Origin of the sequence: Streptomyces sp. NPDC002825, from assembly GCF_040295385.1 — a bacterium.
Classification (GTDB): domain Bacteria; phylum Actinomycetota; class Actinomycetes; order Streptomycetales; family Streptomycetaceae; genus Streptomyces.
The window spans coordinates 107504-122110 of sequence record NZ_JBEOVH010000004.1; the positions used below are offsets into that span (position 1 = coordinate 107504).

Below are 14607 nucleotides of genomic sequence, written 5' to 3' on the forward strand. Positions count from 1 at the left end.
TGTACATGGCCCCGCGCACCACACGCCCCGTCGGCACCCCGACCCGCGGGACCACCAACCCGAACCGGCTGCGCCGCATGGACCGCTGGATCGCCGCCGTCCACGGCCCCGCCCTGCGCCGCTCCCCCGAGCCGCCCCTCGCCGTCGACCTCGGGTACGGGGCCGCCCCCTGGACCGCCGTCGAGCTCCTGGCCCGGCTGCGCACCGCCGACCCCCGCACCCTGCTGTACGGGATCGAGATCGAGCCGGCCCGGGTCGAGGCGGCGAAGCCGTACGAGGCCGTGCACGAGGGCCTGTCCTTCCTGCACGGCGGCTTCGAGGTGCCGGTTCCCGGCCGGGTCGCCCTGATCCGGGCCGCGAACGTGCTGCGCCAGTACGACGAGGACCAGGTCGCCGCCGTCTGGGCGCGGCTCTGCGGGCGGCTCGCGCCCGGCGGGCTCCTCGTGGAGGGGACCTGCGACGAGATCGGGCGCCGGCACGTGTGGGTGGCGCTCGACGCTGACGGGCCGCGCACGGTGACCTTCGCGACCCGGCTCGGCTCGCTCGACCGGCCCTCGGACCTGGCGGAACGGCTGCCGAAGGCGCTGATCCACCGGAACGTGCCGGGCGAGCCGGTGCACGCCTTCCTGCGGGACTTCGACCGGGCCTGGGCGGCGGCCGCCCCGTACGCCTCGCTCGGAGCCCGGCAGCGGTGGATCCGCTCCGTCCGCGACCTGGCGGCGGACTGGCCGCTGACGGACGGCCCGCGCCGCTGGCGCCAGGGCGAGGTGACGGTGCGCTGGGAGGCGCTGGCGCCTCGGGGCTGACGGGGTGCCACGGGGTGGACGGGGCGCCGCGGAACGACGGGGCGGCACGGCACCGACGGCGCGCCCGGGACGACGGCGCGCCCCGGGACGACGGGTGCCCACGGGGCTGACGGGGTGTCCGGGTCCGGTCAGGTGACGGCGCGTCGAGGCCGCTCGGGTGACGGACTTTCCCGCCGACTTCCTTAACTCCCCCTGAATTTCCGGCGCGGAGGGAACGTCACACGCGCATCACTCGTCCCCCGTGGGGGGAGCAGGCCCGACAAGCCCTGGTTTCCCCTGTCGTTTTCCGGTTTCGCATGGCACTATCGCCAAGGTCACCGCCAAGTTACTGACGGTAAATCAGATTTGGGTCACATGAGGGGGAGCTCGTGAACCGACGCCGCCACGCCACCGCCGCGATCACCGTGATCTGCGCCCTGACCGTGCTGGCCTCCCCCGCGCTGACCCTCCAGGCCTCCGCCGCGCCGCTCCCCCCTCCGCCGCCGAAGAAGAGCCTGGAGGAGGTGCGCAAGGAGATCGACGACCTCTATCGGAAGGCGGCCGTCGCCACCGACGCGTACAACCTCGCCGAGGAGAAGACCAAGGAGCAGTCCGCCGAGATCGTCCGGCTCGCCCGGATGATCGTGGACGGCCGCGAGAAGATCGAGGAACTCAAGTCCAAGGCCGGCGCCCAGGCCCGCGCCCAGTACCGCAACGGCGGACTTCCCGACGGCGCGCAGCTCGTCCTCACCAACGACCCCCAGCTCTTCCTCGACGCCGCCGGACGGCTCAAGTCCGGCGCCAAGGCCACCACCGACCTGCTGGGCGAGATGACCCGCACCCAGGCCGAGTTGGACACGTACGCGAAGGACGCCAGCACCAACTGGACCAAGCTGGAGGCCATCCGCGTCAAGCAGGCCAAGGCGAAGAAGGAGATCAACGACAAGATCGCCGCCGCGAAGAAGCTGGAGTCCGAGCTCGCCGCCGAGGAGCGCGAGCGGCTGCGGCGCCTGGAGGAGCAGGCCCAGCTCCGCGCCCAGACGACCTGGCTCGGCACCGGCGTCCTCGACGGCCCGCAGGCGGGCGCGACCGCGGAGGGCAGGAGGGCGGTCGAGTTCGCGACGGCCCAGATCGGCAAGCCGTACGTCTGGGGCGCCGAGGGACCGGGCTCGTACGACTGCTCCGGGCTGACCCAGCGCGCCTGGGGCGCCGCCGGCCGGGGGATCCCGCGCACCTCGCAGGAGCAGTGGCGGCTGCTTCCGCACGTGGACATCAAGGACATGCGGCCGGGCGACCTGATCGTCTACTTCAAGGACGCGAGCCACATCGGGATGTACGTCGGGAACGGCGTGATCGTGCACGCGCCCCGCCCGGGGCGGAACGTGACCCTCGCCGGCGCCGGGTCGATGGAGATCCTGGGCGTCGTCCGCCCTTCGTGACGGCGGCCACATCACGCCCCGGGGCCCCGGGGCGTGACCTTTCTCATGGGATCCGGGCCGCCGTGCGGACCCTTCGGGGGCAAGTACCTCCCCTTCCGCGGCATATGCCAAGGGCGACGCTCGCTCTCACAGGCTGATCACCATTCCGCTGCGCACCGCCCTACCGCTATGGTCCGGGACGGGCGGGACGCCACCGGGCGCCCCGCGCACCTTCGGGGGGAGGGAAGGAAACCTCGGGGGGAGGGAAGGAAACCCGGACCGATGCCCGTATCCGTACCGCGCCAGAGAAACGTCTCTGCCGCTGCGGCACCCGGCGAAACCACCCCAATGGACGCCACTCCCATGACCGGCACAGTCACAGGAACCGACCGCACCGATCTCACTCTCCTGGTCGTCGAGGACGACCCGGCGGGTGCCCTCGCCGTACCCGAACTGCTCGACGCGGCGGACGCCGCGGGCACCCGGGTCCGCATCCGTACCGCCCGTAACCTCACCGAGGCCGAGCGGCTCCTCACCGACGACGTCCACTGCGTCCTCGTCGACCTCTCCCTGCCCGGCCCGCGCGCCGGGGCCGTCGGCGACGACCCGCTCGCCCCGCTGCGGCACATCCTGCGCCTCGCCCCGCGCCACGCGGTCCTCGCACTCGCGGGCTCCGCCGACGCCGAGCTGGCCGCCGAGGCCGTACGGGTAGGGGCCCAGGACCACCTCTTCCGCGAGGAACTCGACGGGCGGCTGCTCAGCCGGGCCATCCGGTACGCCGTCGAACGCAAGCGGGCCGACGCCGTCCAGGTGAAGCTGGCCGAGTCCCGGCTGCGCGCCCAGGAGAACGCCCGCCTGGAACGCGGGCTGCTCCCCACCCCGCTCCTGGAGGGCTCCGACCTCCGCTTCGCCGCCCACTACCGGCCCGGACGCTCCCGCGCCCTGCTCGGCGGCGACTTCTACGACGTCGTCCGCACCCCCGACGGCACCGTCCACGCCATGATCGGCGACGTCTGCGGGCACGGCCCCGACGAGGCCGCGCTCGGCGTCGAGCTGCGGATCGCCTGGCGTGCCCTGACCTTCGCGGGCCTCTGCGGGGACGAACTGCTCTCGACGATGCAGCAGGTCCTGGAGCACGAGCGGGAGAGCGAGGAGATCTTCGCGACCCTCTGCACCGTCGACATCGCGCCCGACGGGCGCCGGGCCGGCCTCTGCCTGGCCGGACACCCCTCGCCGCTGATCGCCCGGCAGGGGCGGACGGCACGGCTCCTCCCGTACGAGGACGGCGGCCCGGCCCTCGGACTGCTGCCGCGCGCCCGCTGGCCGCGCCGGCAGGTCGAGCTGGGCGGGGCGTGGAGCCTGCTCATGTACACGGACGGGCTCATCGAGGGCCGCTCGGCGGGCCCCGGCTCGGCGCGGCTCGGCCAGGACGGGATGGTCGAGATGATCAACCGGCAGCTGGCCTCGGGCCTGCGGGGCGAGGAGCTCCTGGAGGCGGCGGTGACGGAGGTCAGGTCCCTGAACGGGGGCGAGCTGACGGACGACGTCGCGGTCCTGGCCCTGGAAAGGGACAGGACCCGGGTCTGAGACCCGGGCCCCGCTCTTCTCGGCCGGCTTGTTAGCGGCCGCCGTTGTAGGGACCGTACGGTCCGTCGCTGCTGGAGCCGCCGCCACGGCGGCCGCCACGGCCTCCGCCGGAGACCTGCGCGAGCGCGGGGCGGACGTCCACCATGAAGACGATGGCGGCGATCAGGCCCGCGATCTGCAGGAACAGCATCGGCAGCAGCAGGTTCAGGGCGAGGTTGATGCCCAGGATGATCAGCCAGAACTTCTTCGTCTGCTTGTCGGCGGCGCGGTAGGCGTCCTCGCGCGCCATGGCGGCGAAGACGAGCGCGGCGACGGCGAAGCCGGTGAAGACCAGGAAGATCACCAGGGAGAGAAGGGAGTCGAATCCCGCGCGCAACATGCTGAGCACCGCCTAGTGGGGATGGAGAAAGAGCGCCTCGCGGTCAAGGTACCCGGTACAACGCACCGGGTACCCGAATTGGTGCCCGGCCCTACTCCTTCTCGGCGGCGACCGTCGCCTTCTTGGCGGGAGCCTTGCGGGCGGTGGTCTTGCGGGCGGCCGGCTTCTTGGCCTCGGGCTCGGCGGCCTCGGGCTCCCCGTCCTTCTTCGCCTCGGTCCTGGCCTCCGGCTCCGGCTCGACGACGACGGCGATCTCGGTGATCTCCTCGGCGACCTCGCCGCGCCAGGCCCTGACGGCCTCCTCGCCGTGGGCGGCGACCTCCTCGTACTTCTCGCGCGCCTTCACCGCGTACTCGGCGGCGACGCCGACCCCGCGCAGGGCCAGGTCCTGGGCGGTCTCGCCGAGCTTCTTGAGGTCCGTGTCGAGGCCGCCGACGACCTCGGCGAACTTCGACTGCACGGTGGCCTGGGCCTCCTTGGCCTGCGCGGTCACCTTCTCCTGCACGGCCTTCGGGTCGGTCTTCCGTACGGCGTCGATGCGCGCGGGCGCCTCGGCGGCGAGCTGCTCGATCAGGCCGGGGACCTTCTTGGCCTGCTGGACGGCGAGGTCGGCGGTGCCGGCGGCGAAGTAGAGAGGGGTACGCAGTTCGTCGATGATGGCCATGCTGGTGTTCCTCCCGGAGATGACGTACTAGCTCGAAGGCGGTGTGGCATCGGGCGCGGCTTCCGCGGCGGCGTCGGCGGCGTTCTCCTTGCGGAAGGAGTCGTAGATCTGGAGCAGCACCTGCTTCTGCCGCTCGTTGATCGAGGGATCGGCCAGGATGACGGCGCGCGTCTCCAGCTCCTCCCGCTCCTTCTCGTCGAGGATCCCGGCCCGTACGTAGAGGGTCTCGGCGGAGATCCGCAGCGCCTTCGCGACCTGCTGCAGGACCTCGGCGCTCGGCTTGCGCAGCCCGCGCTCGATCTGGCTGAGGTACGGGTTCGACACCCCGGCGGCGTCGGCGAGCTGCCGCAGGGAGAGCTGCGCGGTCCGCCGCTGTTCGCGGAGGTACTCACCGAGATTGCCGACGTTGAGCGATGCCATGCTCCGACCATGCCAGCCTTTGCTAACTATTGCAAGCACCTGCTTGCAAGAGTCGCCCCCGGGGCGGGGCGGGCCGTGCCATCCTGGGGGCGTGGACCTGGAGGACCTGAAACGACTGCGCCGCGCGCGGGACACCATGGACCGCGACTACGCCTCGCCGCTGGACGTACCGGCCCTGGCGAGGGTCGCCCTGATGTCGACGGGCCACTTCGCCCGCAGCTTCCGGGCGGCCTTCGGCGAGACCCCGTACAGCTATCTGATGACCCGCCGCGTCGAGCGGGCGAAGGCGCTGCTGCGGCGGGGGGACCTGAGCGTGACGGAGGTCTGCTTCGAGGTGGGCTGTACGTCGCTCGGGTCGTTCAGCTCGCGGTTCACGGAGCTGGTGGGCGAGACGCCGAGCGCGTACCGGGCGCGCGGCCACGAGGAGGGCGCGGCGATGCCGGCGTGCGTGGCGAAGGTGCTGACGCGGCCGGTGAGGAATGCTCCTGGCGGTCCCGGTACAGCGGGCGGTCCGGGCGGCCCCGGTGACGCCGTCGGTCCCGGTGAGGCCGTCGGTCCCGGCGGCCCCGGTGAAGCGGTCAGGATCGGAGAAGCGGGAACGAGCGCCTCGCCGTAGCGTCGTCGGCATGGACAACATCAAGCTCTCGCAGTGCTTCATCACCGTCGACGACGCCGACGCGGCGCTCGGTTTCTACCGCGACGCCCTCGGCCTGGAGGTCCGCAACGACGTCGGCTACGAGGGGATGCGCTGGGTGACCCTCGGGTCCCCCGCGCAGCCGGACGTGGCGGTCGTCCTGGAGACCCCGCTCCCCGACCCCAGCGCCTCCGAGGCCGACCGCAAGGCGGTCACGGACCTCCTCGGCAAGGGCCTGCTGCGCGGCGTCATCTTCTCCACGCAGGACGTCGACGCCACCTTCGAACGCGTCCGGGCGGCCGGCGCCGAGGTCCTCCAGGAGCCGGTCGACCAGCACTACGGCGTCCGCGACTGCGCCTTCCGCGACCCGGCCGGCAACATGATCCGCTTCGCGCAGCCGAAAGCCTGACAGTATGGCCTGAAAGCCCAACGGGGAGGGACAGCATGACAGTTGAAGAGCAGAACGACGTGACGGCGCCCAGCCGGCGCGCGGACGTCCTCGACGAGACGGGGGTCGCGGGGCCGGGGCGGTTCGCCGGTCCCTCGACCGGGGACGAGCTGCCGATGCTCGCCGGGTTCCTCGCGGACCAGCGGGCGACGCTGGTCCTCAAGTGCGCGGGGCTGGACGACGAGCTGGCCGTCAGGTCGGTCGAACCGTCGACGCTGTCCCTCCTCGGCCTGGTCCGGCACCTGGCCGATGTCGAGCGCCACTGGTTCCGCGAGATCCTCGCGGGCCAGAAGGACGCGCGCCCGCTCTTCTCCTCGCCGGCGTCCCCGGACGGCGACTTCGACGAGGCCGCGCCGGGGCCGTCGGCCGTGACGGAGGCCTGGGAGGCGTGGCGCGAGGCGGTGGCCTTCGCGGACCGCTTCACGGCGGAGGCGCCGAGCCTGGACGTCTCGGGGTGGGACGAGTGGCGGGGGACGGTGTCGCTCCGCTGGGTGCTGATCCACATGATCGAGGAGTACGCCCGGCACAACGGCCACGCGGACCTCTTGCGAGAACGCATCGACGGGGTGCGGGGCGTGTAGCCGTCCCTCGGCTGCACCGCGCCTCCGCCGGGCCGGGGTTGCGGCCCGGCGCTCGGTGTGGACCGCGCCCCCGCCACGCCCGGTCGTGGGCAGGCGTTCCGCACCGCACACGGGGTAAGGCCTCGGCGTCGCCGTCCTCTCCACCCTGGCCGCCGCCCGCACCGAGTCCCTCTCGGAGGCCGGGAAGCCGAACGCCGAGGCGCTGACCGGTGGTTACCACCTGGCCTTCGGCACCGGCGCCGGGCTTCTCCTCCTCGCCCTGACCGTCGCCCTCACCGTCCTGCGCCGCCCCGCGGCCTCCGCCGAGCCCCGGCAGATGACCATGGCGGCATGAGCGCCGGCCGACTCGCCGCCGCCCTGCTCCTCCCCGCACCGCCCCGGCCGGGATCGACGCCGAACTCACCTCCCCGTACGGGGGTCCAGCCACTCCGGAAGCTCCTCCCGGTGCACCAGCGCGAGGCGTGACACGGCCCGGGTGAGCACCACGTACAGCCGGTTCGCGCCGCGCGCCTCGGCCGCCACGATCGCGGCCGGTTCGACGACCACGACGTGGTCGAACTCCAGGCCCTTGACGACGGACGCGGGCAGCACGCTCACCCGCCCGCCCCCACCGCAGCCGCGGACCGCGTCCGCCACCGCCTCCAGCAGCCCGTCGGCCGTGATCACCCCCACCGAGCCCTCGGCCGCCAGTGCGGCCCGCACGGCCTCGCGGACCCCGGCGGCCAGGTCCGGCGCCCGGTGGACGGTCACCTCTCCGTCCCTGCGCACCGAACGCCCGGCGGGCACATCGGCGCCCAGCCGCGGCAGGAGCCGGTTGGCGAGGTCGACGATCGCCGCGGGCACCCGGTAGCCGAGGGTCAGCGGCACGACGGGCGTCCCGGCCTTGCCCAGGTGGGCCAGCTGCTGGGCCCAGTCGCGGGCCGCCCACGGGGTCGTCCCCTGGGCGAGGTCCCCGAGGACGGTGAGCGAACCGAACTCGGTGCGGCGGGCGATGGCCCGGCACTGCATGGGCGAGAGGTCCTGGGCCTCGTCGACGACCACGTGCCCGTAGCTCTCGGGGCGTTCGACGAGGCCGGCGAGCTCGTCGAGGAGCACGAGGTCGGCCGCCGACCAGCGCGCCGAGCGGTACGAACGGGGCGGCCGCGCCCAGCGGATCGCCGCACGTTCGGTCTCGCTCAGCGCGGGGTCGTCGGGGTGCGTCAGGACCTCGGCGAGGACCTCCTCGGGGCTCGTCCTCGGCCAGCACGCGTCGAGGAACGCCGTCACCGCCCGCGCCCGTTCGATCTTCCGCGCCCAGGCAGCGCCCATCGGCCCCGAGCGGCGTTCGGCCCGGAGCTGGAGGGCCCGGACGACCCGGGCGCGGACCCGTTCGCGGCCGGTCGCGTAGGGCGGTGCCTCCTCCCGTACCGCCGAGACGATCGCGGCGAGTTCGGCCGCCGGGAGCCGCCAGTGGTACGTGCCGTCGGGGACGGCGAGGTCCTCCGCGGGGGCCGGATCGACCCTGCCGTACAGCGCGCGGTGCAGCACCCGCGCCATGCGGGCGTCGTGCTTGACCAGGGCCGCCGCCTCGCCGTCCTCGGCCCGGACCGGGTGGCGGGCGATCTCCTCGTCGAGGGTGGCCTGCCGGACGCCGGTCTCGCCGAGCGAGGGCAGCACCTCGGAGATGTACGCGAGGAAGGCCCGGTGGGGGCCGAGGACGAGGAGGCCGGAGCGGCGGATGCGCTGCGGATGGGTGTAGAGGAGGTACGCGGCCCGGTGCAGGCCCACCGCGGTCTTGCCGGTGCCGGGGGCGCCCTGCACGCACAGGGAGGCGGCGGGCTCGGAGCGTACGAGGTCGTCCTGTTCGGGCTGGATGGTGGCGGCGATGTCCCGCATGGGGCCGACCCGGGGGCGCTCGATCTCCCCGGTGACGAGGGCGCTCACGGTCCCCGCCCCGCCGCCGCCGGTGAGGCGTTCGTCCTCCAGGGCGGTCAGGTCCTCGGTGGCGCCCTCGCTGTGCGGGGCCCAGCCGAAGCGGCGGCGCCGCAGGACGCCCTGCGGGTCGTGCGCGCCGGCCTGGTAGTAGGCGCGGGAGACGGGCGCGCGCCAGTCGACGACGAGCGGCGGGGCGGCCGGGTGTTCGGCGATCCTGCGGCGGCCGATGTGGTGGATCTGGCCGTCCTCGCGGTCGAGCCGCCCGAAGAACAGCGGCCCGGGCGGCATGTCGCCCATCTCCTTGGCGCGGCTGCGCAGGTGGTAGCCGAGCGCTTCGGCGTCGGCGCCGGACGCGGCGACGTCCTCGCCGATGACGACCTGGTCGGCGATGTCCTCGGTCATGCGGATCAGGGCGGCGCGGCAGGCGTCGTGGTGGGAGCGTTCGCGGGCGAGCTCAAGGTCCAGTGACGTCATTCCGGCAAGCCTAACGGAAAACGTTACTCGGTTACATTTTTTACTTGGATTCAGCCGGGGTCAGTACGGGAGCCCCTGCCGCAGCGAGCGGAACGCCTTCTCCGCCCCCACCACCGCGTCCCGCCCCACCTCCTCGATCGGGTCGCCGGCCATCAGCCGGGCCACGTTCTCGTTCGCCAGGACCCGCAGCACCGCCACGATCTGCCCCGCCGCGAGCCGCGCCACCAGCGGATCACCACCCAGCGCCCGCGCGAGGACCTCCTCCGACCGCTGCTGGTAGCCGTGGATCGCCGCGAGCAGGGCGGGCGTCCCGTACAGCAGCCGGTGGTACGCGAGGACCGCGGGCACGTCGCAAAGACCGGTGACCGGATCGCGCCGTTCGAGCCCGTCGAGCAGGTGCGCGTACAGCGCGTCGAGCGGCGCCGTACCGTCGGCCCGCCCGGCCTCCACCACGCGCGCGGACTCGTCCTCGTGGTCGGCGAACCGATGGAGGACCAGATCCTCCTTGGCCGGGAAGTACCGGAAGAGCGTCGGCTTCGACACCTCGGCGGCGGCGGCCACCTCCGCGACGGAGACCCCGTCGAAACCCCTCTCCAGGAAGAGCGCGATGGCGGCGTCCGACAGGGCTTGCCGGGTGCGCGCCTTCTTCCGCTCGCGCAACCCGGTCGGGTACTCCGGCTTCACGGGACATCTCCTTTGAGAGACGTCCATCCTAGTGAGCCCGGGGCTCAGAAGATGTCCGGCGAGAACGGCCGCAGCGGCGTGCGGAACAGCAGGTCCGCACGGGCCGCCGCACCGGGCGTCAGCTCCTCCACGCGCCCGAGCCGGGACAGCCGTACGGCCGACTCGTCACCGAACGCGAGGGTGCCCAACTCGGCGACGTCGAAGGCGAGATCGGCGGACTCGGCGGTACGGACACAGGCCGCGCCCGCCGCGGACGCGTCGAGCCGGAAGCGCCCGCCCGCGAGCCCGTCGGCGTCCCGCACCTCCAGGACGAGACCGTCCTCCACCGGATACGTCCGGCTCTCCAGGACCCGGGCCACGTCCAGGACCCGGACCCACAGCATGTCCGCGTACGTCACCATCCTGGCCGCGCGCGGGTCGGGAAGGAGCAGCGGCAGCGGGTCGTCGGGCGCCCGGTGGCCGGAGCGGACCGTGGCGATCCAGTCGACCGAGCAGAGGTAGTGCCACAGGGCACGCTCGGCGGCCGGGGTGACCGCCACGAGGTCCCGCACGCTCGCCGTGTTCACCGGCTGCTTCGTGTCGTCCCACTTGTCGTCGGCGGTGTACGCCACGTACCCCTCGACCTCGCCGGAGGCCGACCGGTACATCGCGTAGTACGGCTCCCGCCACGGATCGCTCTGGTAACCGAGCCCCGTGCCGCGCTCCCAGTCCCGCTTGTCGCGGTTGGTCACCCCGGCGCGGACACCGGCGAGACGGCGGTGCAGTTCGGGGCCGGTCCTGCGGATCTCGTCGCCGTCCGTCAGATCGATCCGGCCGCCGTCCTCGGGACGGCCCGAGCGGCGCGGGTCGAGACCCGCCCGCCGCACGTCCACGCTCCACTCGGCGGTCCAGCTCGCCACGCCGAAGCCGTACCGCCCGTAGATCGGGTACTCGGCGGCGATCAGGGTCGCGACCGCGTCGCCCCGCTCCTTCGCGGCGGCCAGGTCGGCGGCCATCATCCTGCTGAGCAGCCCGCGCCTGCGGTGCGTCGGCGAGACCGTGACCTGGGTGATCGCGTCGGCGGTGAGACTGCCGCCGCCGACCGTGCTGACCTCCTGCCGGAAGGACCGGAAGGTGGCGACGATCCGGCCCCCGTCGAAGGCCCCCAGCGTCCGGTCCAGATCCGCCTGGGCCAGCCGGTCGGCGAACTCCTCGTCGGAGACGACGGGGGTCCGGAGGAAGCCGACGCGCAGCGCCCGCTGCCATTCACGGAACTCGGACTCCGTCACCGCACGCACGTCGAAGGTCATCCTCCGACCCTACGCACGGCCCGGCCGGCCCCGCACCAGCTTTTCGGCGCTGGGCCGACAGGTCGTCGACCAAGCCCCCGCACCCGACCTTTCCGGTGCTCAGGCCAGCAGGTCGTCGACCTGCGCCTCGCCCTCGCGGTAGCGGCGGGCGATCTCCGCGCTGCAGTCGTCGGCGGTCCGCTGGAGGTGCTGCCGGCGCCGCGAGACCTGCTGTTCGTACCCCGCAAGCCGACCCATCGCCGCGTGCAGCTCGGCGTCCGTGCGGGCCGTCAGGTCCGACAGCTCGACCTCCGACAGCATCTCGGTCGCGAGCCGCCGGTACTCCTCTCCGCGCGGCGTCGACAGCGTCACGTGCCGCGCCGAACTGCGGTGCCGCGAGGGCACGTCGGCGAGGATCTCGGAGAGCCGGTCGAGGACCGGGGCCTCCGGATCGGTCCGCCGCGCCAGCTCGGCCCGCAGGATGTCGATCCGCCCCTGGAGCATCCGGCGCACATAGCTCAGGTCGGCCTCGTCGCTCTGCGCGTCACGGCGCAGCGCGCGCAGCTCGGGCAGCCGCAGGGCGCCGAGGTCGGGCTGCGTCCGGTCCGCCGGCTCGGCGGTCCGCTGCACGGGTGGGCGCGTCACGGGTCCTCCGCCCGGTCCTCCGTCGCGGGTTCCTGAGCGGGTCAGCGGTACGGGCCCGGACGGCGTCGGCCCGATGCCAGGTGCAGTCATGAGAATCGTCCCCTCGACCGGTGCGGTCGGCCGCACCGCCTCACACGCATGGTGCCACTCCTGCACGTGCGGATGCAGGCGCTCTGCACCCGTTCGGCCCCTCGTCCTTCGGACGGCGGCACGCTCGGTAGGTTGGTGCGCATGCGAGCAGTGGTGCAGAGGGTCGACGGCGCGAGCGTCGTCGTCGCAGGGGAGACCGTCGGTGAGATCACCGGCGAGGGGCTGTGCGTCCTGGTCGGGGTGACCCACGACGACACCCCGGAGAAGGCCGCCCAATTGGCCAGAAAGCTCTGGTCCGTCCGGGTACTGGACGGCGAGAAGTCGTGCTCCGACGTGAACGCTCCGCTGCTCGTCATCTCCCAGTTCACCCTCTACGGAGACGCCCGCAAGGGCCGCCGCCCCACCTGGAACGCCGCGGCCCCCGGCCCCGTCGCCGAACCCCTCGTCGACGAGGTCGTCGCCCAGCTCCGGGGCCTGGGCGCGCACGTGGAGACGGGCCGCTTCGGAGCGAAGATGAGCGTCTCCCTCACGAACAACGGCCCGTTCACGGTGCTTCTGGACGTCTGATCAGCAGTGCGATCAGGGCTCGACGACGGTCTCCTGCGCGGCGGCGGTCGTGCCGGCGATCAGCGGGGCGTCCACCGGCACGTTCCGCTTGACCAGGGCGAGGGCGATCGGCCCGAGCTCGTGGTGGCGGACGGCGGTCGTCACGAAGCCGAGCTGCCGGCCCTCCTCCCCGTCGGCCGCGAGCCGGAGGGGCGTGCCGTGCCCGGGCAGCAGCACCTCGCTGCCGTCCAGGTGCAGGAAGACCAGACGGCGCGGCGGCTTCCCCAGGTTCTGCACCCGGGCGACGGTCTCCTGGCCCCGGTAGCAGCCCTTCTGGAGGTGGACGGCGCTGCCGATGAGACCGATCTCGTGCGGGATCGTCCGGTGGTCCGTCTCGAAGCCGAGCCGCGGCCGGTGCGCCTCGACCCGCAGCGCCTCGTACGCGAGGATCCCGGCCGCAGGACCGTGCGAGGCCGCGAAGGACTCCAGGTCGGCGCGGGGCAGGAACAGATCGCGGCCGTGCGGGGTCTCCCGTACGACGACGCCCTCGGGCGCGGCGGCGATGGACCCGGCAGGCAGATGGACGACCGCGAAGTCCTCCGTGCGGTCGGCGACCTCCACCCGGTAGAAGAACTTCATCGACTCCAGGTACGCGACGAGCTCCTCGCGCGTCCCCGGTTCGACGTGCGCCCACACCGTCTCGCCGTCGTCGACGAGGTACAGCGCGTGCTCGATGTGCCCGTTCGCGGAGAGGATCAGCGCCTCGGTCGCCCGCCCCGCCGGCAGCTCCGTCATGTGCTGGGTGACGAGCAGGTGCAGCCAGCTCAGCCGGTCGTCACCGGAGACGGTCACGACACCGCGGTGCGAGAGATCGACGAAACCGTCGCCTTCGGAGAGGGCGCGCTGCTCGCGGAAGAGGTCGCCGTAGTGCGCGGCGACGCCTTCGTCGCGGCCTTCGGCGGGGACGGCGCCGGGCAGGGACAACAGAGGGCTCTTCATATGGAAGAGCCTACGACTCGGCGGCGGCGTCCTTGTTCGAGCAGTCCCGGCAGCGGCCGAAGATCGCGAAGTGCTTCATGTCCGTCTCGAACCCGAAGGTCTCGCGGAGCTTCCCGGTGAACTCCGCGGCCACCTCGACGTCCGCCTCGATCACCTCGGAGCAGTCCCGGCACACCAGGTGCAGATGGTGGTGCCGGTCGGCCAGGTGATAGGTCGGGGCCCCGTGCCCCAGATGCGCGTGACTCACGAGCCCGAGCTCCTCGAGGAGCTCCAGGGTCCGGTACACGGTGGAGATGTTCACCCCGGAGGCCGTCCTGCGGACCTCGCCCAGGATGTCGTCCGGAGTCGCGTGCTCCAGCCTGTCCACGGCCTCCAGGACAAGCTGGCGCTGCGGCGTCAGCCGATAGCCGCGCTGCCGCAGGTCGCTCTTCCAGTCGGTGCTCACCACGCCCCCAGTGTAGGAGGGCGCGGTGAACACCCTCGGGTGTCTAGCGGAAGAAGGCGATGCCGTCGTCCGGCATGTCGGGCAGGTTGCGGGCCATCTCCGCGACCTCCTCCGGCGTCACGACCTTCTTCAGGTGCGCCGACATGTACGGCCGGAGCGGGACCTCGGGGGTCGCCTTCTCGCCGACCCACATCAGGTCGCTCTTCACGTAGCCGTAGAGCCGCTTGCCACCGCTGTACGCCTCCGAGGCCGCGGTCCGGGCGACGGCGTCCGTCGCCAGGTCGATCTGCGGCTTCTGGTCGGCCAGCTCGCCGTACCAGATCTCGACGATGCCCTGGTCACGGACCATGACGACCTCGACCTTGCGGTCCTTGTCGATCCGCCAGTAGCCGCTCTCGCTCTCCAGCGGACGGACCTTGTTGCCGTCGTTGTCCAGGACCCACGAGTGCGAGTGGTACTCGATGAAGTCCCGGCCGTCGTGGCTGAACGTCACGGACTGGCCGAAGTTGCACTTCTCGGCGCCGGGGAAGTCGGACACACCCGCGCCCTCCCACGTACCGAGCAGGAACGCGAGGGGGACGAGGTCCGGGTTGAGGTCGGACGGGATCTCGATCATGAGCAGCTCT

The 14607-nt window shown here is 72.9% G+C and carries 17 protein-coding genes; 7 read left to right on the forward strand and 10 right to left on the reverse strand.

The window, feature by feature from the left end; translation table 11 throughout:
* Positions 1–5: 5 nt before the first annotated feature.
* From ABT041_RS07185 to ABT041_RS07195, 3 genes are all read left to right on the forward strand, one after another.
* Positions 6–806 (forward strand): class I SAM-dependent methyltransferase, encoded by an 801-nt coding sequence (locus ABT041_RS07185; RefSeq protein WP_351180350.1) that lies wholly within the window; start codon positions 6–8, stop codon positions 804–806.
* A 368-nt stretch (positions 807–1174) separates the two neighbouring features.
* Positions 1175–2224 carry a C40 family peptidase gene (locus tag ABT041_RS07190; protein ID WP_351180353.1) on the forward strand — a complete coding sequence of 350 codons (1050 nt, stop codon included), beginning with the start codon at positions 1175–1177 and terminating at the stop codon, positions 2222–2224.
* 327 nt (positions 2225–2551) lie between these two features.
* Entirely contained in the window at positions 2552–3790 is a 1239-nt protein-coding gene (locus tag ABT041_RS07195; RefSeq protein WP_351180356.1) for a PP2C family protein-serine/threonine phosphatase, read from the forward strand.
* Between the two features lie 31 nt (positions 3791–3821).
* Here ABT041_RS07195 and ABT041_RS07200 read toward each other — a convergent pair whose 3' ends face one another.
* From ABT041_RS07200 to ABT041_RS07210, 3 genes are all read right to left on the reverse strand, one after another.
* Positions 3822–4169, reverse strand: a complete 348-nt coding sequence (locus ABT041_RS07200; protein WP_351180359.1) for a DUF2516 family protein — start codon at positions 4167–4169, stop codon at positions 3822–3824.
* A 91-nt stretch (positions 4170–4260) separates the two neighbouring features.
* The gene (locus ABT041_RS07205; protein WP_351180362.1) at positions 4261–4833 is read right to left on the reverse strand and encodes a prolipoprotein diacylglyceryl transferase; all 573 of its coding nucleotides are present in this window, start codon (positions 4831–4833) and stop codon (positions 4261–4263) included.
* Between the two features lie 27 nt (positions 4834–4860).
* Positions 4861–5253 carry a helix-turn-helix domain-containing protein gene (locus ABT041_RS07210; protein WP_502976398.1) on the reverse strand — a complete coding sequence of 131 codons (393 nt, stop codon included), beginning with the start codon at positions 5251–5253 and terminating at the stop codon, positions 4861–4863.
* 136 nt (positions 5254–5389) lie between these two features.
* Here ABT041_RS07210 and ABT041_RS07215 point away from each other — a divergent pair, with 136 nt between their 5' ends.
* The 3 genes from ABT041_RS07215 to ABT041_RS07225 are packed head-to-tail and all read left to right on the forward strand — an operon-like array spanning position 5390 to position 6916.
* Positions 5390–5869, forward strand: a complete 480-nt coding sequence (locus ABT041_RS07215) for a helix-turn-helix transcriptional regulator (protein WP_351181028.1) — start codon at positions 5390–5392, stop codon at positions 5867–5869.
* A gap of 10 nt (positions 5870–5879) precedes the next feature.
* The gene (locus ABT041_RS07220; RefSeq protein ID WP_351180365.1) at positions 5880–6296 is read left to right on the forward strand and encodes a VOC family protein; all 417 of its coding nucleotides are present in this window, start codon (positions 5880–5882) and stop codon (positions 6294–6296) included.
* Between the two features lie 35 nt (positions 6297–6331).
* Positions 6332–6916, forward strand: coding sequence for a DinB family protein (locus tag ABT041_RS07225; RefSeq protein WP_502976399.1), 585 nt, complete (start codon positions 6332–6334; stop codon positions 6914–6916).
* A 399-nt stretch (positions 6917–7315) separates the two neighbouring features.
* Here the strand turns inward: ABT041_RS07225 and ABT041_RS07230 are convergent, their stop codons facing one another.
* The 4 genes from ABT041_RS07230 to ABT041_RS07245 form a co-directional block, all read right to left on the reverse strand.
* Positions 7316–9304 (reverse strand): HelD family protein, encoded by a 1989-nt coding sequence (locus tag ABT041_RS07230; protein WP_351180368.1) that lies wholly within the window; start codon positions 9302–9304, stop codon positions 7316–7318.
* A 60-nt stretch (positions 9305–9364) separates the two neighbouring features.
* The gene (locus tag ABT041_RS07235; protein WP_351180371.1) at positions 9365–9988 is read right to left on the reverse strand and encodes a TetR/AcrR family transcriptional regulator; all 624 of its coding nucleotides are present in this window, start codon (positions 9986–9988) and stop codon (positions 9365–9367) included.
* A 44-nt stretch (positions 9989–10032) separates the two neighbouring features.
* Entirely contained in the window at positions 10033–11277 is a 1245-nt protein-coding gene (locus ABT041_RS07240) for a GNAT family N-acetyltransferase (RefSeq protein WP_351180374.1), read from the reverse strand.
* A gap of 99 nt (positions 11278–11376) precedes the next feature.
* Positions 11377–11991 carry an RsiG family protein gene (locus ABT041_RS07245; RefSeq protein ID WP_351180377.1) on the reverse strand — a complete coding sequence of 205 codons (615 nt, stop codon included), beginning with the start codon at positions 11989–11991 and terminating at the stop codon, positions 11377–11379.
* 141 nt (positions 11992–12132) lie between these two features.
* Between ABT041_RS07245 and dtd the strand changes: the two genes are divergently transcribed.
* Entirely contained in the window at positions 12133–12558 is a 426-nt protein-coding gene (gene dtd / locus ABT041_RS07250) for a D-aminoacyl-tRNA deacylase (protein WP_351180380.1), read from the forward strand.
* 12 nt (positions 12559–12570) lie between these two features.
* Here dtd and ygfZ read toward each other — a convergent pair whose 3' ends face one another.
* From ygfZ to ABT041_RS07265, 3 genes are read right to left on the reverse strand one after another with little or no spacing between them, the layout of a single operon-like run.
* Entirely contained in the window at positions 12571–13536 is a 966-nt protein-coding gene (ygfZ, locus tag ABT041_RS07255) for a CAF17-like 4Fe-4S cluster assembly/insertion protein YgfZ (RefSeq protein ID WP_351180383.1), read from the reverse strand.
* A 10-nt stretch (positions 13537–13546) separates the two neighbouring features.
* Positions 13547–13984 carry a Fur family transcriptional regulator gene (locus ABT041_RS07260; protein WP_351180386.1) on the reverse strand — a complete coding sequence of 146 codons (438 nt, stop codon included), beginning with the start codon at positions 13982–13984 and terminating at the stop codon, positions 13547–13549.
* 40 nt (positions 13985–14024) lie between these two features.
* Positions 14025–14597 carry a heme-binding beta-barrel domain-containing protein gene (locus ABT041_RS07265; protein WP_351180389.1) on the reverse strand — a complete coding sequence of 191 codons (573 nt, stop codon included), beginning with the start codon at positions 14595–14597 and terminating at the stop codon, positions 14025–14027.
* Between the last annotated feature and the right edge of the window lie 10 nt (positions 14598–14607).

Excerpts from the sequence above, each read along its gene's own strand:
- ABT041_RS07195 (WP_351180356.1), top strand. The coding sequence starts at position 2,552 with ATGGACGCCACTCCCATGACCGGCACAGTCACAGGAACCGACCGCACC.
- ABT041_RS07240 (WP_351180374.1), bottom strand. The coding sequence starts at position 11,277 with ATGACCTTCGACGTGCGTGCGGTGACGGAGTCCGAGTTCCGTGAATGG.
- ABT041_RS07265 (WP_351180389.1), bottom strand. The coding sequence starts at position 14,597 with ATGATCGAGATCCCGTCCGACCTCAACCCGGACCTCGTCCCCCTCGCG.
- ABT041_RS07210 (WP_502976398.1), bottom strand. The coding sequence starts at position 5,253 with ATGGCATCGCTCAACGTCGGCAATCTCGGTGAGTACCTCCGCGAACAG.
- ABT041_RS07245 (WP_351180377.1), bottom strand. The coding sequence starts at position 11,991 with ATGACTGCACCTGGCATCGGGCCGACGCCGTCCGGGCCCGTACCGCTG.
- dtd (WP_351180380.1), top strand. The coding sequence starts at position 12,133 with ATGCGAGCAGTGGTGCAGAGGGTCGACGGCGCGAGCGTCGTCGTCGCA.
- ABT041_RS07220 (WP_351180365.1), top strand. The coding sequence starts at position 5,880 with ATGGACAACATCAAGCTCTCGCAGTGCTTCATCACCGTCGACGACGCC.
- ABT041_RS07185 (WP_351180350.1), top strand. The coding sequence starts at position 6 with ATGGCCCCGCGCACCACACGCCCCGTCGGCACCCCGACCCGCGGGACC.
- ABT041_RS07225 (WP_502976399.1), top strand. The coding sequence starts at position 6,332 with ATGACAGTTGAAGAGCAGAACGACGTGACGGCGCCCAGCCGGCGCGCG.
- ABT041_RS07200 (WP_351180359.1), bottom strand. The coding sequence starts at position 4,169 with ATGTTGCGCGCGGGATTCGACTCCCTTCTCTCCCTGGTGATCTTCCTG.
- ABT041_RS07205 (WP_351180362.1), bottom strand. The coding sequence starts at position 4,833 with ATGGCCATCATCGACGAACTGCGTACCCCTCTCTACTTCGCCGCCGGC.
- ABT041_RS07230 (WP_351180368.1), bottom strand. The coding sequence starts at position 9,304 with ATGACGTCACTGGACCTTGAGCTCGCCCGCGAACGCTCCCACCACGAC.
- ABT041_RS07215 (WP_351181028.1), top strand. The coding sequence starts at position 5,390 with ATGGACCGCGACTACGCCTCGCCGCTGGACGTACCGGCCCTGGCGAGG.
- ygfZ (WP_351180383.1), bottom strand. The coding sequence starts at position 13,536 with ATGAAGAGCCCTCTGTTGTCCCTGCCCGGCGCCGTCCCCGCCGAAGGC.